Origin of the sequence: Plantibacter sp. M259 (genome assembly GCF_006065115.1) — a bacterium.
GTDB classification, from domain to species: Bacteria; Actinomycetota; Actinomycetes; order Actinomycetales; family Microbacteriaceae; genus Plantibacter; species Plantibacter auratus.
The window spans coordinates 3,767,897-3,785,897 of the sequence record NZ_CP040750.1; the positions used below are offsets into that span (position 1 = coordinate 3,767,897).

18 protein-coding genes and 1 tRNA gene are annotated in these 18,001 nt (G+C 69.0%); 13 read left to right on the plus strand and 6 right to left on the minus strand.

Going from position 1 to position 18,001, the window contains the following annotated elements:
* Nucleotides 1-59 precede the first annotated feature (59 nt).
* Nucleotides 60-2,489 carry an Rne/Rng family ribonuclease gene (locus FGL15_RS17640; protein WP_138946889.1) on the plus strand — a complete coding sequence of 810 codons (2,430 nt, stop codon included), beginning with the start codon at nucleotides 60-62 and terminating at the stop codon, nucleotides 2,487-2,489.
* A gap of 10 nt (nucleotides 2,490-2,499) precedes the next feature.
* On the opposite strand, the gene FGL15_RS17645 is transcribed toward FGL15_RS17640, so the two are convergent.
* Nucleotides 2,500-2,790: a DUF4031 domain-containing protein gene (locus FGL15_RS17645; protein ID WP_085510694.1), complete on the minus strand. Its 291-nt coding sequence runs from the start codon at nucleotides 2,788-2,790 to the stop codon at nucleotides 2,500-2,502.
* 335 nt (nucleotides 2,791-3,125) lie between these two features.
* On the opposite strand from FGL15_RS17645, the gene rplU reads away from it, so the two are divergent.
* From rplU to FGL15_RS17695, 10 genes are all read left to right on the plus strand, one after another.
* Nucleotides 3,126-3,434: a 50S ribosomal protein L21 gene (gene rplU, locus FGL15_RS17650; protein ID WP_079002324.1), complete on the plus strand. Its 309-nt coding sequence runs from the start codon at nucleotides 3,126-3,128 to the stop codon at nucleotides 3,432-3,434.
* Nucleotides 3,435-3,454: 20 nt separating this feature from the next.
* The gene (gene rpmA, locus FGL15_RS17655) at nucleotides 3,455-3,712 is read left to right on the plus strand and encodes a 50S ribosomal protein L27 (RefSeq protein WP_056006626.1); all 258 of its coding nucleotides are present in this window, start codon (nucleotides 3,455-3,457) and stop codon (nucleotides 3,710-3,712) included.
* Nucleotides 3,713-3,802: 90 nt separating this feature from the next.
* Nucleotides 3,803-5,377, plus strand: a complete 1,575-nt coding sequence (gene obgE, locus FGL15_RS17660) for a GTPase ObgE (protein WP_138946890.1) — start codon at nucleotides 3,803-3,805, stop codon at nucleotides 5,375-5,377.
* On the plus strand, nucleotides 5,374-6,153 hold the full coding sequence (gene proB / locus FGL15_RS17665) for a glutamate 5-kinase (protein ID WP_079002325.1): 780 nt from the start codon (nucleotides 5,374-5,376) through the stop codon (nucleotides 6,151-6,153). The genes obgE and proB overlap by 4 nt, the downstream gene beginning before the upstream one ends.
* A gap of 42 nt (nucleotides 6,154-6,195) precedes the next feature.
* Nucleotides 6,196-7,464 carry a glutamate-5-semialdehyde dehydrogenase gene (locus FGL15_RS17670; protein ID WP_138946891.1) on the plus strand — a complete coding sequence of 423 codons (1,269 nt, stop codon included), beginning with the start codon at nucleotides 6,196-6,198 and terminating at the stop codon, nucleotides 7,462-7,464.
* 49 nt (nucleotides 7,465-7,513) lie between these two features.
* Entirely contained in the window at nucleotides 7,514-7,723 is a 210-nt protein-coding gene (locus FGL15_RS17675) for a hypothetical protein (RefSeq protein ID WP_085510696.1), read from the plus strand.
* A complete protein-coding gene (gene nadD / locus FGL15_RS17680) occupies nucleotides 7,674-8,351 on the plus strand; it encodes a nicotinate-nucleotide adenylyltransferase (RefSeq protein ID WP_079705729.1) in 678 nt (225 codons plus the stop codon). Before FGL15_RS17675 ends, nadD begins: the two co-directional genes overlap by 50 nt.
* Nucleotides 8,348-9,640, plus strand: a complete 1,293-nt coding sequence (locus FGL15_RS17685) for a hypothetical protein (protein WP_138946892.1) — start codon at nucleotides 8,348-8,350, stop codon at nucleotides 9,638-9,640. Before nadD ends, FGL15_RS17685 begins: the two co-directional genes overlap by 4 nt.
* A gap of 55 nt (nucleotides 9,641-9,695) precedes the next feature.
* Nucleotides 9,696-10,073: a ribosome silencing factor gene (gene rsfS / locus FGL15_RS17690; protein ID WP_079002329.1), complete on the plus strand. Its 378-nt coding sequence runs from the start codon at nucleotides 9,696-9,698 to the stop codon at nucleotides 10,071-10,073.
* 107 nt (nucleotides 10,074-10,180) lie between these two features.
* Nucleotides 10,181-10,253: transfer RNA gene (locus FGL15_RS17695), tRNA-Ala, on the plus strand.
* A 71-nt stretch (nucleotides 10,254-10,324) separates the two neighbouring features.
* Here the strand turns inward: FGL15_RS17695 and FGL15_RS17700 are convergent.
* Nucleotides 10,325-11,152, minus strand: coding sequence for an aldo/keto reductase (locus FGL15_RS17700; protein ID WP_137241817.1), 828 nt, complete (start codon nucleotides 11,150-11,152; stop codon nucleotides 10,325-10,327).
* Nucleotides 11,153-11,314: 162 nt separating this feature from the next.
* On the opposite strand from FGL15_RS17700, the gene FGL15_RS17705 reads away from it, so the two are divergent.
* The gene (locus FGL15_RS17705) at nucleotides 11,315-12,805 is read left to right on the plus strand and encodes a DHA2 family efflux MFS transporter permease subunit (protein ID WP_138946893.1); all 1,491 of its coding nucleotides are present in this window, start codon (nucleotides 11,315-11,317) and stop codon (nucleotides 12,803-12,805) included.
* Between the two features lie 21 nt (nucleotides 12,806-12,826).
* Here the strand turns inward: FGL15_RS17705 and FGL15_RS17710 are convergent, their stop codons facing one another.
* Genes FGL15_RS17710 through FGL15_RS17720 form a run of 3 tightly spaced genes read right to left on the minus strand, consistent with a single transcriptional unit; the run spans nucleotide 12,827 to nucleotide 15,824 of the window.
* Complete coding sequence (locus FGL15_RS17710) at nucleotides 12,827-13,984, minus strand: NAD(P)/FAD-dependent oxidoreductase (RefSeq protein ID WP_138946894.1); 1,158 nt, start codon at nucleotides 13,982-13,984, stop codon at nucleotides 12,827-12,829.
* Nucleotides 13,981-14,697, minus strand: a complete 717-nt coding sequence (locus FGL15_RS17715; RefSeq protein WP_138946895.1) for a class I SAM-dependent methyltransferase — start codon at nucleotides 14,695-14,697, stop codon at nucleotides 13,981-13,983. Before FGL15_RS17715 ends, FGL15_RS17710 begins: the two co-directional genes overlap by 4 nt.
* Nucleotides 14,697-15,824, minus strand: a complete 1,128-nt coding sequence (locus FGL15_RS17720; RefSeq protein ID WP_138946896.1) for a type III polyketide synthase — start codon at nucleotides 15,822-15,824, stop codon at nucleotides 14,697-14,699. The genes FGL15_RS17715 and FGL15_RS17720 overlap by 1 nt, the downstream gene beginning before the upstream one ends.
* Before the next feature lie 55 nt (nucleotides 15,825-15,879).
* On the opposite strand from FGL15_RS17720, the gene FGL15_RS17725 reads away from it, so the two are divergent.
* Nucleotides 15,880-16,737: a UbiA family prenyltransferase gene (locus tag FGL15_RS17725; RefSeq protein WP_138947363.1), complete on the plus strand. Its 858-nt coding sequence runs from the start codon at nucleotides 15,880-15,882 to the stop codon at nucleotides 16,735-16,737.
* Nucleotides 16,738-16,746: 9 nt separating this feature from the next.
* On the opposite strand, the gene FGL15_RS17730 is transcribed toward FGL15_RS17725, so the two are convergent.
* Nucleotides 16,747-17,916, minus strand: a complete 1,170-nt coding sequence (locus FGL15_RS17730; protein WP_138946897.1) for a hypothetical protein — start codon at nucleotides 17,914-17,916, stop codon at nucleotides 16,747-16,749.
* Nucleotides 17,917-18,001: the final 85 nt, after the last annotated feature.

An 18,001-nucleotide genomic window follows, 5' to 3' on the forward strand; every position in this document is an offset into this window, starting at 1 on the left:
GAGACGAAGAACCGGAGGGTGGCGCGGCCACCGACCCGGCATAGGGGAGTACACCAGGAATGGTGAAAGAGCACACCGAGGATCCGGCCACGCCGGGGACCGAGCACGAACCGACCGACCAGCACCTCACGACGCCCGAGACGGCGGACGAGTCGACCAGCACCGAGACGGACGCCCAGGCGGCCGGGCCCGACGAGCAGTCGGCACCTGCCTCACCGGTGCGTCCACCGACCACCATGCTGCTGTTCCAGGCGCCCGACCTGCCGCCGATCGTCCACCGCGACGACGAACCGCTCGAGGCGGAGCTCAGCTCGTCGAGGCGTCGCACGCGTCGTCGTGCGGGCGAGGACGGACCGGAGCAGGGCGAGCGGGGTGGCGAATCACGCCCCGACACCCGCAACGTGGTCAAGGTCCGCACGCCGCGCGAGCCGGAACTCATCACCGAACCGCAGAAGGTGCGCGGCTCGACGAGGCTCGAGGCCAAGAAGCAGCGTCGCCGCGACGGACGCGACGCCGGTCGTCGTCGTCCGGTGGTCACCGAGGCCGAGTTCCTCGCCCGCCGCGAATCGGTCGACCGTGTCATGGTCGTCCGCTCCAAGAACGGCAAGACGCAGATCGGCGTGCTGGAGGACGGCGTGCTCGTGGAGCACTACGTCGCCAGGAGCCAGGAGGCGTCGCTCATCGGCAACGTCTACCTCGGCCGCGTGCAGAACGTCCTGCCCAGCATGGAGGCGGCGTTCGTCGACATCGGTCGCGGACGCAACGCGGTGCTCTACTCCGGCGAGGTCGACTGGGACTCCGTGGAGACGGGCAACCAGCCCCGCCGGATCGAGCTCGCGCTCAAGGGCGGCGACAAGGTCCTCGTCCAGGTCACGAAGGACCCGGTCGGACACAAGGGCGCGCGCCTGACGAGTCAGGTCTCGCTCCCCGGTCGGTACCTCGTGTACGTGCCGAACGGTTCGATGAACGGCATCTCGCGCAAGCTGCCCGACACGGAGCGCGCCCGCCTGAAGAAGATCCTCAAGGAGGTCCTTCCGGAGAACGTCGGCGTCATCGTCCGCACGGCCGCCGAGGGCGCGACCGAGGAGCAGCTCACGCTCGACGTCACGCGGCTGAAGTCGCAGTGGTCGGAGATCTCCCGTCAGATCGAGACCGTCCAGTCGCCGGCACTGCTGCACAGCGAGCCCGACCTGCTCATCAAGATCATCCGCGACGTCTTCAACGAGGACTTCCACAAGCTCGTCATCCAGGGCTCGGACGCGTTGCAGGACATCCAGAGCTACCTGCGCGGCGTCGCCCCCGACCTGCTCGAGCGGGTCGAGCCGTACGACGGCACGGGAGACTCCTTCGTCGACTACCGCATCGCCGAGCAGATCGAGAAGGCGCTCGACCGCAAGGTCTGGCTGCCGTCCGGCGGATCCCTCGTGATCGACCGCACCGAGGCCATGACGGTCGTCGACGTCAACACGGGGAAGTTCGTCGGTTCCGGCGGCAACCTCGAGGAGACGGTCACCAAGAACAACCTCGAAGCCGCTGAGGAGGTCGTGCGTCAGCTGCGACTGCGCGACATCGGCGGGATCATCGTCGTCGACTTCATCGACATGGTGCTCGAGTCGAACCGCGACCTCGTGCTGCGCCGCCTCGTGGAGTGCCTCAGCCGCGACCGCACGAAGCACCAGGTCGCCGAGGTCACCTCGCTCGGTCTCGTGCAGATGACGCGCAAGAAGCTCGGTCTCGGCCTGCTCGAGACGTTCAGCGAGCCCTGCGAAGTCTGCGCCGGACGCGGCGTGGTCGTGCACCACGACCCCGTCGTGAAGCACCGCCAGACGCCGCAGCCGGAGCAGCAGCGCCGGCGCGGCAAGGGTGGGTCACAGGGCGGCCAGCCGTCCTCGAACGGCCAGAGCGCCCAGCAGAAGCCGGCCGGACAGACGCACGGGATCACCGACGACGCCAAGAACGCCCTCGCCCTGATCGCGGCGCGCACGCTGCACCACGAGGAGCTCGCCGCCGCCGAGGCCGTGGCCGACGCCGTCGTGGCCGAGGCGCAGCACACGCAGGCGCAGCACACCGAGGCGCAGGGCTCCGAGGAGTCGGTCGCGGACGAGTCCACGACGTCGCCTGAGGATCAGTCCGGATCGTCCACCGGGTCGCACGACGGTCGTCGGAGCCGGCGCGAGAAGCGCGAACCGCGTCGTCGTGGCGGTGACGGGTCCCGCCGGGGTGCTTCGGAGGAACGCTCCACCGAGGCGCCGACCGAATCCGCGGCCCCGACGCTGGCCTTGCTCGACCTGCCGATCGCACCGGTCGCCGACAAGCCACGTCGCGCAGCCGTCGCGGACCCCGAGCACCTGCTCGAATCCGTCCTCGACGCGCTCCCCGAGCCGAAGCAGCCGGGCCAGGGTCGCGGCCGCAGCCGCCGGGTGTCGACCGCTTCACTCGCGGGCGGACAGGCCGTCGGCTCGGACGGCGCGCAGCGTCAGGCCGAATAGTCCGGTCGCGTCAGGACGGCGCGTCTCCTCGGGAGGCGCGCCGTTCGCGTGCGGTGATGCGCAAGCCGCTGGCGATGAGCCGGCGGACGAGGTCGCCGCCGGTCACCGGGACGGCGCCGGCCGCCACGAGCGAGGCATGGCGCTCGGCGGGGACGTCGTAGTGGTCGAGGTCGAACGATCGCGGCGGGAGCCCGGTGCGTCCGGCGAAGGCGTGCAACTCCTCCAGGGAGCTGTCGCTCACCACGTGGGACCAGAGCGTGCCGTGCGCCGGCCACAGCGGGGGATCGATGAGCACCGTCATGCCTCCATCCAACCATCGAGCCTCCATCGCGATTCCCGTCCGTGGTCGGACGCGCCGGGCACCCGGCCGGCGTTCAGGAGCCCCCGGGGTACACTGGTCGAGTGCGTCCGGTGTGGGAGCCGTGAGGAACAGCCTCGGTCACGAGGTTCTGTGCTCACTGGTTTGACCTGGACTGCACGATGAAGTAAACTCGACCGTTGGTGTGCATTGAGTTTTCAATGCCACGCCCAACGGTTTTCTGCCATCAAGGTGTCCCACGTGTTCGAGCCTTTCCGAGCAGTAACTTCCAGCAACAGTCAGTCGGAGCGTTTCGCTCCCCAAAGAACGGGTACGTAGTGGTTTACGCAGTTGTGCGCGCCGGAGGACGGCAGGAGAAGGTCGAGATCGGAACCATCGTCACGATGGACCGGGTCAAGGCCGACAAGGATGGCAACATCGAGCTTCCCGCGGTGCTCCACGTCGACGGTGAGAAGATCATCTCCGACGCGAAGTCGCTCGCGAAGATCACGGTGACGGCCGAGGTGCTCGAGAACCTCCGCGGTCCGAAGATCATCATCCAGAAGTTCAAGAACAAGACCGGTTACAAGAAGCGTCAGGGGCACCGTCAGGAGCTCACGCGCGTCAAGATCACCGGCATCAAGTAAGGCATCGAGGAGAAGAAGAGATGGCACACAAGAAGGGTGCGAGTTCCACTCGCAACGGTCGTGACTCCAACGCACAGCGTCTCGGTGTGAAGCGCTTCGGCGGCCAGGTCGTCCTCGCGGGCGAGATCCTCGTCCGTCAGCGCGGCACGCACTTCCACCCCGGCGCCAACGTCGGTCGTGGCGGCGACGACACGCTGTTCGCCCTCGAGGCCGGCTCCGTGCAGTTCGGCAACAAGGGCGGCCGCAAGGTCGTCAACATCGTCGCTGCTGCAGAGTAGCAACAACGTCTTTCCAGCAGGGGGCGGGCTTCGGCCCGCCCCTGCTGTCGTACAACCGAGTTCCATGATCCAGAGAGGGGCTGAGCGTCCATGGTCACATTCGTCGACCGGGTCACACTGCACCTGCGAGCGGGCGGCGGCGGCAACGGCTGCGTCTCCGTGAAGCGCGAGAAGTTCAAGCCGCTGGCCGGCCCCGATGGCGGCAACGGCGGACACGGTGGTGACATCGTGCTCGTGTCCGATCCTCAGATCACGACGCTGCTCGGGTACCACCGGTCACCGCACCGGAGCTCCGACACCGGCGGCTTCGGCATGGGCGACCACCGCAACGGGTTCCAGGGCGAGACGCTCATCCTGCCCGTCCCCGTCGGGACGGTCGTCAAGGACGTCGACGGCGTCGAACTCGTCGACTTCGTCGAGCCCGGCATGGAGTTCGTCGTCGCTCCCGGCGGCCAGGGTGGCCTCGGGAACGCGGCACTCTCCTCGACCAAGCGCAAGGCCCCCGGGTTCGCGCTGCTCGGCACGCCCGGCTGGGAAGGCGATGTCCTCCTCGAGCTGAAGACCGTCGCCGACGTCGCGCTCGTCGGGTACCCCTCCGCCGGCAAGTCCAGCCTCATCGCGGCGATGTCCGCGGCGAAGCCCAAGATCGCGGACTACCCGTTCACCACCCTCCACCCGAACCTCGGCGTCGTCGAGGCCGGCGAGGTCCGCTACACCATGGCGGACGTCCCCGGGCTCATCGAGGGTGCCAGTGAGGGCAAGGGCCTCGGTCTCGAGTTCCTGCGTCACGTCGAGCGCTGCTCCGCGCTCCTCCACGTGCTGGACTGCGCGACGCTCGAACCGGGACGCGACCCGATCAGCGACCTCGACATCATCCTGGCCGAGCTCGCCGCCTATCCGGTGCCGGAGGGGCAGACGCCGCTGGTCGAGCGTCCGCAGCTCATCGCCCTCAACAAGATCGACGTCCCGGAGGCGAGGGAGCTCGCCGAGTTCCTGCGTCCCGACCTCGAGGCGCGAGGCTACAAGGTCTTCGAGATCTCGACGGTCTCGCGCGAAGGCCTCCGACAGCTCTCGTTCGCGCTGAGCGAGCTTGTCGAGGAGAGCCGCGCCCGCGCAGCCCTCGAGGCCGCCAAGCCCCGGATCGTGCTGCGCCCGAAGCCCGTCGACGACTCCAAGTTCACCGTCACGGTCGAGGGTGGCACGTACGGCAACCTCTACCGCATCCTCGGCGCGAAGCCGGAACGCTGGGTGCAGCAGACGGACTTCAACAATGAGGAGGCCGTCGGGTTCCTCGCGGACCGCCTGGCGAAGCTCGGTGTCGAAGAGGCGCTCTTCAAGGCCGGTGCCGTCGCCGGCGCGACCGTGATGATCGGTGCGGGTGGCGGTGTGGTCTTCGACTGGGAGCCCACACTCACGAGCACCGCGGAACTGCTGACGCAGCCGCGTGGAACGGACCCGCGTCTCGACGCGAGCCACCGCCCGACGCGCAACCAGCGTCGCGACGAGTACTTCGAGCGCATGGACGCCAAGGCCGAGGCCCGTGCCGAGCTGCTCCGCGAACGTGCGGCCGGCCTCTGGAACGACGACGAGGGCTTCGAGGTCGGCTCCGTGCCGGCCGACGCGCAGCAGAGCGACGGTGTCACGACGGAGGACGACGACCGGTGACCATCCACCAGCGCAGTGGCATCCCATCGGCGCGACGCATCGTCGTGAAGGTCGGGTCCTCCTCGATCAGTGGCGACAACGCCGGGCAGATCACTGCGCTGGTCGAGGCTCTGGCCGAGGCGCACGCCCGAGGCACCGAGGTCATCCTCGTGTCCTCGGGCGCCATCGCGACCGGGATGCCCTACCTCCGCCTGGACGCCCGTCCGAGCGACCTGGCGACGCAGCAGGCGGCGGCCGCCGTCGGGCAGAACGTGCTGATCTACCGGTACCAGGACAGCCTCGACCGGTTCGGTATCGTCGCGGGCCAGGTGCTGCTCACCGCCGGCGACCTCGAGAACCCCAGCCACCGGAGCAACGCCCAGCGGGCGATGGAACGCCTCCTCGGGTTGCGTATCCTCCCGATCGTCAACGAGAACGACACCGTCGCGACGCATGAGATCCGGTTCGGCGACAACGACCGCCTGGCCGCCCTCGTGTCGGTCCTCGTCGCGGCCGACGTCCTCGTCCTCCTGAGCGACGTCGACGCGCTGTACACCCGCCCTCCGCACGAAGCGGGTGCCGAGCGCATCGAGGAGGTCCCGTTCGGAGACACCCTCTCGGGCGTCACCTTCGGCGACATCGGCTCCGCGGGCGTCGGCACCGGGGGAGCGGGCACGAAGGTGTCGGCCGCCCGGTTGGCCGCCGAGGCGGGGACGTCCGTCCTCGTGACGTCGACCACGAACGTCGCGTCCGCCCTCCGCGGTGAGCACCTCGGCACCTGGTTCCAACCGGCGTGACACGGAGAGCGTCCACCAGACGCCGCTGAGTAGAATCGACGCATGTCGTCGACAACCACCACCGTGCTGCCACTCGCGGATCGTCTCACCGCCGCGAAGCGTGCCTCCCGGGTCCTCGCCCAGGCGACCACCGCGCAGAAGAACCGCGCCCTCGAGGCCATCGCCGTCGCGATCGTCGAGGGTGCGGATGCGGTCATCGCCGCCAACGAGCGCGACCTCGTCGCGGGACGCGAGCAGGGCATCAGTGTCGGCTTGCAAGACCGGCTCCGCCTCGATCGGGGCCGCATCGACGGGCTCGCGGTGGCCGTCCGCGACGTCATCGCGATCGTCGACCCGGTCGGCCAGGTGGTCCGCGGAAGCAATACTCCCGACGGGGTGAAGCTCGAGCAGGTACGCGTCCCGTTCGGTGTGGTCGGCGCGATCTACGAGGCGCGCCCGAACGTGACGGTCGACATCGCCGCCCTCGCGATCAAGAGCGGCAACGCCGTGGTGCTCCGCGGCGGGTCAGCGGCGGAACACTCGAACGCGGTCCTCGTGGGGCTGCTGCGGTCGGCACTCGAGTCCGTCGGTCTTCCCGGGGACGCGGTACAGACCATCGACGAGTTCGGTCGCGACGGTGCGAAGCAGCTCATGAACGCCAGAGGTCTGATCGACGTCCTCATCCCGAGGGGGAGCGCGTCACTCATCGAGACGGTCGTCCGGGAGTCGACGGTCCCCGTGATCGAGACCGGCGCCGGCGTCGTCCACGTGTTCCTCGACGAGAGTGCCGAACTCGACTGGGCCGTCGACATCGTGCGCAACGCCAAGGTGCAGCGCCCATCGGTCTGCAATGCGCTCGAGACGATCCTCGTCCACCGCGCTGCGGCCGCGCGCCTGCTGCCCGCCGTGCTCGGCGACCTGCGCGAGCACGGGGTGCTCATCCACGCGGACGAACGTGCCAGCGAGGTCTTCGCCGACGTCGTGCCCGCCGTGGAGGAGGACTGGTCCACCGAGCACATGTCGCTCGAGCTCTCGGTGCGCGTGGTCGACGACCTCGACGCCGCGCTCGAGCACATCGACCGATACTCCACCGGACACACCGACGCGATCATCACGAACGACGTGGTGAACGCCGACCGGTTCCTCGCCGAGGTCGATTCGGCAGTCGTCATGGTCAACGCCTCGACCCGCTTCACCGACGGCGCCGAGTTCGGATTCGGCGCCGAGGTCGGGATCTCGACGCAGAAGCTCCATGCCCGCGGACCGATGGGGCTGCCGGAACTCACGAGTACGAAGTGGCTCGTGCGTGGTTCGGGCCACACCCGTCGGTAGTCGCTAGACTGGTACGGGCGTCACCAGGCGTCGCACAGAAGGAGAGATCATGTCGATTGCCGCGTCCGTATTGGCTGCCACCGTCCTGGCCGAGTCGGAGCACGCCGTCGAACTCGCCGCACCGACCTGGGTGTTCGGCGCGGTCGCCCTCGTGCTGTTCGCCATCCTCGGCGCCGTGACCTTCAGCTACCGCGACGTCGCCAACCGCCATGCCGACAAGGGCGAGTCGGCCTCCGCTCACGGCGAGCACGGCCACTAAGCTGTCCGGCGTGAGCGCGCCCGTCACCGAGACGACGACCCGTCGTCCTCGGATCGGGGTCATGGGCGGGACGTTCGACCCGATCCACCACGGGCACCTCGTCGCCGCCTCGGAGGTCGCACAGCACTTCGACCTCGATGAGGTCGTCTTCGTCCCGACCGGCATGCCGTACCGGAAGTCGGGCGTGAGCGACAGCGAGCACCGCTACCTCATGACCGTGATCGCCACCGCAGCGAACCCCCGCTTCACCGTCAGCCGGGTCGACATCGACCGAGCCGGACCGACGTACACGATCGACACGCTGCGCGATCTGCGCCGCAAGCGTCCCGACGCCGAGCTGTTCTTCATCACGGGTGCCGACGCGATCGCCCAGATCCTCAGTTGGAAAGACGTCAGAGAGGTCTGGGACCTCGCTCACTTCGTCGCTGTGAGTAGACCGGGACACGATTTGAACGTTTCCGGATTACCACAGCACGACGTAAGCTTGTTGGAAGTTCCGGCCCTAGCGATATCGTCGACGGATTGCCGGAGCCGGGTGAGCAAAGGCTTTCCGGTCTGGTATCTGGTTCCCGACGGTGTCGTGCAGTACATCACCAAGCACCACCTGTATCGGAGTGAAGCCACATGACCGCGTTGCCAGAGGATGCGCCCCTGACCAGGCGACAGGCTCGAGCGAGCCAGCAGCCGTCGACGTCCGCTGACGAAGCGACGCCTGACGCTGCTGCACCACGGACACGACGCGCGTCGACATCCGAACCCGTCGCCGGGGGAGCGATCCCCGAGCAGGCCACGTCGCGCGACGAGAGCGCTCCAGCGCCTTCGTCCACGTCACCCGCGCCGTCGTCGAGCGCTCCGGCATCCGGTGCACCTGCTCCGGCCCCGACCGGCGGACTCACGCGCCGTCAGTTGCGAGAACTCGAGCGCACCGGCTCGATCGAGCAGGTGGGCTCACCGGCAGCGCCGGTCGCTCCTCCGGTCGAGCAGCCGGTCCCCTCGGTAGCCCTGCCGCCGCGGACGCCCGACCAGGTGGTCGCTCCGCCCCAGAAGCAGAACAAGGCGGCCCGTCAGCAGGCCGCGAAGCTCGCGCAGCAGGAAGCGGACGCCAAGGCTGCCGCCGCAGCTGAGCAGGAGCGTCGCGAAGCCGAGGCCAGCAAGCAGGCCGAGCAGCGCAAGGCCGCCGAGCGCAAGGCCGAAGAACAACAGGCCGCTGAACGCAAGGTCGCCGAACGCAAGGCGGCTGAACGCAAGGCCGCTGAGCGGGCCGCAGCCGACGAGCGCGCAGCCAAGGCCCGGTCCGCGGAGGCGCCGACGCCTCCCGTGACCCCCGCCGCCGCGACACCGGTGGCCACCGGTTCGCTCTTCGACGTCTCGGACCGCGACGACATCTCCGAGGACCCCGCGTCGACCCTGTCGAAGGGGTTCGGGCGTGACTCGATGCTCGTGGCGGCGCTCGAAGCCGAGAAGGCTTCGCAGGCCGACAACGAGGTCGCGTTCGAGGACCTCCTCGGAAGCGGCATGACGAGCACGGGCCAGATCACCACGAGCTCGCTCATCATCCCCGTCGCTCCTGCTCAGGCCGAGGCGGGTGCCACATCCAATTCCACGGGCGAGATCCTCATCACCGGAACCATCGATCTGCCCCGCGGACTGGGTTCCGCCGGTCAAGACCCGAACCACTTCGACGGTGCAGGGATCGACCGACTCATCGAGGGCGACGAGCTGCCCGCCTCGGTCACCGCAGCGTCCCCGGTCGCAGCCAGCCGAGCGGTCAGTAGCCACGGTTCCACCCGCGACGTCGTCCCGGCCACCACCAACCAGAGCAACAAGCTGCTGATGACGCTCGCGATCGCCGCCGCGGTACTCGCCGCCGGCGTGATCGCGGTGCTCATCATCGGTTTCTTCGGCGGAGCGTTCTAGCCCTGCCGGCATTCATCCGATCGCGCATCATGCGATCGCCAGAGGAGTACACCACATGACCCTGTCCGACACCACGCTGGACGCCGTCCAGCTCGCAGCGACCGCAGCCGAGTCCAAGGGCGGCGAGGATCTCGTCGCGCTCGACGTCTCCGGTCCGTTGCCGTTCGTCGACGCCTTCCTCCTCGTCACCGGTCGGAGTGAGCGCAACGTCGTCGCCATCGCCGGCGAGGTCGAGGACCGCCTGAACGCGAGCGGCGTGAAGACGCTGCGACGCGAAGGCAAGTCCGAGGGGCGGTGGATCCTGCTCGACTTCGGCGAGGTCGTCGTCCACGTCTTCCACGAGGAGGAGCGGATGTACTACTCGCTGGAGCGTCTGTGGAAGGACTGCCCGGTGATTCCGCTGGTCTCGTCCGCACCGCAGCCCGCGAACTGACCATCCCGTCGGTGCTGAGCACCGAAAGTGGTCACAACGGCTCTCAAGATGTAGTAACCTATTCAAGTTGCTTCCGCTGAAACAGCAGGGGCAAGCAAGTTGAATACGGGTCTGTGGCGCAGCTGGTAGCGCACCTGCATGGCATGCAGGGGGTCAGGGGTTCGAGTCCCCTCAGATCCACCCGAACACCGAGAAGTCCCCGTCAGCCGAACAGCTGACGGGGACTTCTGCGTTGGGGCGAGGCCCTGAGGTCAGTTCACCTCGTCGGGGTGGCTGCCGACGCGCTTGCCCGAGTCGAGGGCGTCGATGGACGCGATCTCGTCGGCGGACAGCTCGAAGCCGAAGACGTCGAAGTTCTGCGCGATGCGCTCGCGCGAGTTCGACTTCGGGAAGACGATGAGCCCGTTCTGCAGGTGCCACCGGATGACGACCTGCGCCGGCGTGACGCCGTGTGCCTCGGCTGCAGCGGAGACGGCCTGCTCGCCGAACAGGTCGTACTTGCCCTGACCGAGCGGGCCCCAGGACTCGATGTGGATGCCGTGCTCGGCACCGAAGGCGCGCAGCTCACGCTGGGCGAACGCCGGGTGGAGTTCGATCTGGTTGACCGCAGGGACCGTCTCGGAACCCGCGATCAGCTTCTCGAGGTGCTCGACCTGGTGGTTCGACACGCCGATCGAACGCGCCTTGCCGGCCGCCTTGATCTCTTCGAGGGCGAGCCACGCTTCGAGGTAATCGTCCTTGGCCGGGGTCGGCCAGTGGGTCAGGTACAGGTCGACGTGGTCGAGCCCGAGCTTGTCGAGGCTCTCGTCGATGGCGGTGTGCGCGGACGCCTTCTGGTGACGGTCGTTCCAGAGCTTCGTGGTGATGAAGAGTTCGTCGCGGGGGATGCCCGACTTCGCGATGGCGGCGCCGACGCCCTCCTCGTTCTTGTAGATGGCCGCGGTGTCGATGTGGCGGTAGCCGACCTCGAGCGCGTCGGAGACGATGCGCTCAGCCTCCTGCGGGTCGACGAGGAAGACGCCGAAGCCGAGCTGAGGGATGGTGTGGCCGTCGTTCAGGGTGATGGTGGGAACTGTCATGTCCTCATGCTGGCACCGGAACCGTCCGTCCGGAACGGGTCTTCGCCCTGCGCGTAACCGGTCGACACGCATGGGAATACCCGCGGCGACACGGCGCTTGTCTTTCGAGAGGGCAGGCGTCTGCCCGTACGACGGCCGAGGCCTGTGAAGGATGACACCGCTATGACGACTGAAACCGCGCCGAATCCGACCGGTTCCGTCCCGACCACCGGGAAGCCCTCGGACGACCGCCTTCCACCCGGATCCAAGCTCCTGATCGGGCTGCTCCTCGTGTCGGCGTTCGTCGTCATCCTCAACGAGACGATCATGAGCGTCGCCCTGCCGCGGCTCATGGAGGACCTCGACATCACGGCGAGTTCCGCGCAGTGGCTGACCACCGGCTTCATGCTCACCATGGCCGTCGTGATCCCCGCGACCGGGTTCCTCCTTGAGCGGTTCTCCCTCCGGACGATGTTCATCACCGCGATGGTGCTGTTCAGCCTCGGTACGCTCATCGCCGCGCTGTCCCCTGGATTCGGCACCCTCCTGCTCGGTCGTGTCGTCCAGGCCAGCGGTACCGCCATCATGATGCCGCTGCTCATGACGACCGTGCTCAATGTCGTGCCGGTCTCGGCACGTGGCCGGACGATGGGTGCGATCTCGATCGTCATCTCGGTCGCGCCGGCCGTCGGGCCGACCGTCTCCGGGCTCATCCTGAGCGTGCTCGACTGGCGCTGGATGTTCTGGATCGTCCTCCCCATCGCCGTCGCCTCGCTGGTCCTCGGCGCCATCCTCGTGCGGAACGTGACGGAGCCGCGTCGGGTCCGCTTCGACGTGCTGTCGCTCGTCCTCTCCGCCTTCGCGTTCGGTGGCCTCATCTTCGGTCTCAGCAGCATCGGCGAGTCCGCCGAGGGACACGCGCTCATGCCCGTCTGGATCCCGCTCACGGTCGGTGTCCTCGCCCTGCTCGGCTTCGTCCTCCGCCAGCGCGCTCTCGCACGCGACGACCGGGCGTTCATGGACCTCCGCACCTTCGCGAACCGTTCGTTCTCCGTCTCGATCATCCTGGTCGTGATCGTCATGATGGCGTTGTTCGGCTCGCTGATCATCCTGCCGATCTACCTGCAGACCGTCCTCCAGGTCGACACCCTGACCACGGGCCTCATGCTGCTGCCGGGCGGCCTGACGATGGCCGCTCTCGCGCCGCTGGTCGGGTCGCTGTTCGACCGGTTCGGTCCACGTCCACTGGTGATCCCCGGGGCCTTTGCCGTGAGTGCTGCGCTCTGGCTGCTGACGATGCTCGGCGTCGACAGCGCCATCGTCATGATCATCGCCGTGCACGTGCTGCTGAGCGCCGGCCTCGCGTTCATGTTCACACCGCTCCTCACCTCGGCGCTCGGTTCACTGCGGCCCGAGCTCTACCCGCACGGCAGCGCCATCGTCGGCACGGTCCAGCAACTGGCTGGTGCAGCGGGGACCGCGTTGTTCATCACCATGATGTCGACCACCGCGGCGGCTCGTGCGGCGGTCGGGAGTTCCGCGGTCGACGCGACGGCAGCCGGCGTGCAGGCTGCGTTCATGTGTGGCGCCGTGCTCTCGCTGCTCGCGATCGGTGCGTCGTTCCTCATCCGGCGAACGGACCAGGCTTCGGCAGGCGTGCACGTCGGTCACTGAAACGCAAGACCGCGGACGGCGTCAGCGCATCCAGCGCATCGTGTAGGCGTCGGCGAGGATCGGCATCGCGGGACCGTTGAGCGCGGTTCGCAGCGCGAGGTCCCGGATCCCGACGAGCGGGCCCGTCAACGGACGCCCCAATCGCATGTTGAGCTCCGCCTGCCATGAGGCCCGACGGATCGCGCGCTGTTGGCGGGAGACGGCCGCGGCCAGGTCGTGCTGTGTCGAGAGATGTCCGGTGGTCATGCGGGCGATCAGTGGCGCGAAGACCCGTGCGTCGGACCAGCCCAGGTTCATGCCCTGCCCGCCGATCGGGCTGATCTCGTGGGCGGCGTCGCCCAGATAGACGACCCGACCGTCGACGACGCGCTTCCGTCGTCGACGAAGCACGCCGAACGCGCTGAGCATGGTGTTCGTCGCCGGATCCACGTCGTCGCCGGTGCGGTCGGCGACGAGGGACGCGAGGTCGGACGCGGTGGGTTCCGGGCGGGCGGCGTCCTGATCGACCGAGTACCCGGTGTGCACGACGTATCGTCGCATGCCATGGGGGAGCGGGAAGGACTCGACGACCCCTCGGTGGTGCAGGTGCACCCTGGCGATGGAACCTGCCCCACTCCGATCCGCGACGTCGCCCATGAGGTACCGGTCCCGATACCGGTGCACGGGGCCCGGAGCCTGCATCCCGTCGACGGTGGTGCGTCCGCCTGCTGCGACGACCACGACGGCTGCGCGGGTGCTCACCGTTCCATCGGCGTCGTTCCCAGACACGAGGACACCGTCCTCGGCCGGAGTCAACCGCGTACAGCTCGTCCCCGTCCGGAGCGATCCCGGCGCGACGGCCTCGAGTCGAGCGCGGAGGATCCGTTCGGTCCGCCATTGCTCGAGCGCGGCGACGTAGGGGTGCGGTACGGGCCGATCACGGAACACGACCGCCCCGAGGCGTCGTCCGGCGTTCCAGGCTTCGCCCTGGTCGATCCGGACCGCGTCGCGGCGGATCTCGTCGAGGACGCCGAGCTCCTCGAACAGGTCGAGCGACGGCGGGTGGATCCCGATCGCCCGGGTGCCGGAGGGGGAGTCCGACCGTCGTTCCCAGACGGTCACGTCGACGCCGGCCTGAGCGAGGACGATCGCGGACACGAGGCCGACCGGTCCGCCACCGATGACGAGCACCTCGGTCATCGTGGGCCGTCCCCTGCCGACGAGACGGTCTGCGAGAGCAGGAGTCGCATGGGGAAGCTTCGCTCGACGATCCAGTCGTTGGGCACCACGCGCTGCAGCTCCTCCTGGCGATAGCTGCGACGGATCGATCGGAGCCCGTCGACGTGGAGGAAGGAGCGCCTTCGCCCTGGACGGGTGGCGACTCCGTAGACCGCGTACGCGAGTCGGTTGCGCTCGAGGTCGCTGTGCAGGACGAGTCGTCTGGCGATCCGTGAACTGTCGGCGAGCAGGCTCGACAGGCCCGCGGGATCGAGGTGGTGGAGCACGTGATTGGACAGGACGATGTCGGCCTCCTCGCCAGCGGCGACGAGGTCGCTGCTGTGCGCCGGACGGAAGGCGACGGGGCGATCGGGGTACCGGCGACGGGCGAAGGCCACGGACCGCTCGTCTGGATCGATCCCCACCACCTGCACGGGGAGGTGGTCGGCCTGCGCCCAGTCGGCGATGGCCACGGCGACATCGCCACCACCGAAGCCGATGTCGAGGATCGTCGTGGTCCGGGAGGGGTGGAGGAGTGGACGGATGCGCGACCGGTACAGACCACGCCAGCCCGAGACGAGCCGGTTCACCGTCGCGAACCTGGCGTAGGTGGCGTCCAGCAGCGCGGGATCGCAGTCGGGATCGTCCATCAGTTCGAGGAGATCCGTCGCACGGCGGCCGAGGTCGGGCAGCATCAGGCTCGGCCGGCCCGGAGCCGGAGTAGTGCGCTCTCGATCGTCAGTCCCGGACCGAAGGCGAGGGCGCACACCCGTTCATCGGCGTCAGCCGGCGCGCCGTCGAGCAGGCGCTGGAGGATGAAGAGCACGGTCGCGCTCGACATGTTGCCGTACTCGCGGAGCACCGTGCGTGACGGAGCCAGCAGTTCGTCGTCGAGCCCGAATCCGCGCTGGACCCGGTCGAGGATGCTCCTGCCACCGGGATGGATCGCCCAGCGGTCGATCGATGAGACCGGGGCGTCGTCGGCTGCGGCGAGGAGTGGGTGGAGGGCGATCTCGAGGTGCTCGCCGATCAGCTTGGGCACCGCGCCGCTCAGGACCATCTCGAACCCGTGATCGCCGATCGTCCAGGCCATCTCCGTCTCGCCGTCCGGCACGAGCGCGGTGGACCAGCCGTCGAACTCGAGCACGGGCGCAGACGAACCGGTGTCCCGACCGGTCACGACGGCAGCCGCGGCACCGTCGGCGAACACCGAGGAACCGAGGATCACGTCGGGGTCGTCGGAGGAACGGAGGTGGATGGAGCAGAGCTCGATGCAGACCACGAGGACGACGGCGTCGGGGTCGGCCGCACAGAACGCCTCTGCGGCGCGAAGGGCGGGGAACGCGGCGAAACACCCCTGGAACCCCAGGTGGTAGCGCTCCGTGCCCGGGTCCAGCCCGAGGTCGCGCACGAGGAGGTATTCCGGGCCGGGCGCGAAGAACCCGGTGCAGGACGCGGTCACGACGTGGGTGACGTCCGCCGCCGACAGGCCGGGGGCGGCGTCCAATGCCCGCCGCGCGGCCTCGAGGAGCAGCGGGGGAGCATGCTCGATGTAGGCGTCGTTCCGCACGCCGGTGGGTGGGGAGAGCACCTGCCGCTGCGCCGCGTCGTAGAAGGCCGCCGTGGTCGTCTCGACCTCGTGGTCGAAGGCGTCGATGACGGTGTGCCTGGTGTCGATCGCGGACGCGTCGAAGGCGGCGCCGATGAGACGCTGGGCGAGCCGGGTCCGCCCGGGTTGGTCGCGGAACACATCCCTGATCTCGTCTTGATGAAGGATGGTCTGAGGAACGGCCACGCCGATCGCCCTCACGGAGACGGTCATGCTGCAGTGTACCGCCGTGGCCCGGGTGTCACCCTAAGCTGAGGCGGTGTTCTCCATGGTCCGTCGTCTATTCGCGTCCTCGCATCCCGGGCCGACCGTCGCGGTGACCGTGCTCGCCGTCGTGCTCGGATCGGCCGTCGGCCTGCCACCCCTCCGGACGGCCCTGCTCGGCGTGGTGGTGTTCGTCGGGCAACTCTCGATCGGCTGGTCCAACGACTGGCTCGACGCCAGGCGGGATCGTCGCTCGGGACGACAGGACAAGCCGGTCGCGCGCGGCGACCTCAGCGTCTCGGCAGTCCGGGCGGCGGCGCTGCTGGCCGGTGCGGCGAGCATTCCGCTCTCGGCATCACTCGGCTGGGCGTCGGCGGCCTCGCACCTGCTCTTCCTCGTCTGCGGATGGGCCTACAACCTGGGTCTCAAGGCGACGGCCTGGTCGGTCGTCCCGTTCATCGTGGGGTTCGGCGCACTGCCCGCCGTGGTCACCTTCGCTGCCGTCCCGCCGATCGTGCCGGCCGCGTGGACGCTCGCTGTCGGTGGGCTGTTCGGTGTGGCGATCCACTTCACGAACGCCCTGCCCGACCTCGAGGACGACCTGCGGACCGGCATCCGCGGCCTGCCGCACCGGCTCGGCGCGCGGACCGCCGGTCGGACGGCCTTCGCCGCCCTCGGCGTCTCAGGTGTGGTCGCCGTCCTCGGACAGAGCGGGATCTTCGTCGGCAGGCCCATCGCACCGCCGATCGTCGGGGTGCTGGGCGCGGTCGGCGTCCTCGCGCTCGTCGTGTGGGGGCTCGTGCTCGTCGGAACCCGAGCGCCGGACCGTCTGCTGTTCCGACTGATCATCGGGGCCGCCCTGCTGGTCACCGTGGTGCTGGCGGTTGCCGGGACGAATCTCGGCGCGGCCCAGGTCGGTTGAGACGGGGCGTCAGTACCAGTTGGTCGCTTCCGAGTGCGCCCACGCGCCGCAGGGGGAGCCGTACCGGCTGTCGATGTAGTTCAGGCCCCAGTTGATCTGCGTCGCAGCATTGGTGCGCCAGTCGTCGCCGGAGCTGGCCATCTTGCTCCCGGGCAAGGACTGCGGGATGCCGTAGGCGCCGCTGGACTCGTTGTAGGCGTTGACGCGCCAACTCGACTCCCGGGTCCAGAGCTGCAGCAGGCACTGGAATTCTCCGCTGCCCCAGCCGTAGGCACCGATCGCGGACTGCGCGTACGCCTTGGCGCCGGCCGGGTCGGCTGCAAGGTCCGGCGGAGGAGCGCTCGTGGATCCCTCGCCACCGGTCGCCTCGTTGCGTCGCTGCTCCTCCGCGGCGATCGCCTCCTGGCTCTGCGCGTAGGCCTGTTCGACCGCCGCGGTGGTGTTCTTGAGGACGGCGAGCTGCTGATACAACCGGTCGCGGTTGGCCTGCTGCTCGGCGACCGCCGCATCGGCGGCGTCACTCGCGGACTGCGCCGTCTCGTAGCTGGCATCCGCCGCCTCCGAGAGCCGCTGACGTTCGGTTTCGGCCGCCGTCGCCTGCTCGGCGAGCGCGGTCGCCGTGTTGCTCGCGGCGGTCGCGGACGCGAGGTCTTGAGCCGAGGTCTCGCTCAGCTTGCTGATCGCGCTGAGCTTGGACAGGAGGTCGTCGTCGGCTGCACCGGAGAGGACGAGGGAGAGCGTCGGATCGACGCCGCCGGTGCGCGTCATCTGTGCGATGACCGCTCCGGCCTGGCGCTTGCTCGATGCCGCTGCCGACGCTGCGGCGGTCGCCTGCGCACTGATCGTGTCCGCGACGGCGGCCTGCGCGTCGAACGCCGCCTTGGCTTCACCGGCCGCCGCGCCCTGGCGGACGGCTTCGTCACCGAGCCGGGCGGACTCGTCGCGCAGTCCGTCGAGGAGGGACACGATCCGGTCGGCTTCGGCCTGAGCGGTCGATTCGTTCGCCTTGGCGGCCTGGACGTCGTCCCAGCTCGGGTAGTCGGCGGTCCGGAACGAGGTGGGACTCACGGCGGCCGCCGGGCTTGCGACCGACACCGCGATGACGAGCGCGGCTCCGAGGGCGGCGGCTCGCGAGACGCCCCTCGAGCGGGGCGAGAGGGCTGTCAGCGGCTTGCGCATGCGTCCATCCTGGCGGTCACCCACGCAAGTGTAGCCGCCGATGTCACATTCGTCACTCCTGCCACACCGGGAGCGACGCCCAGCC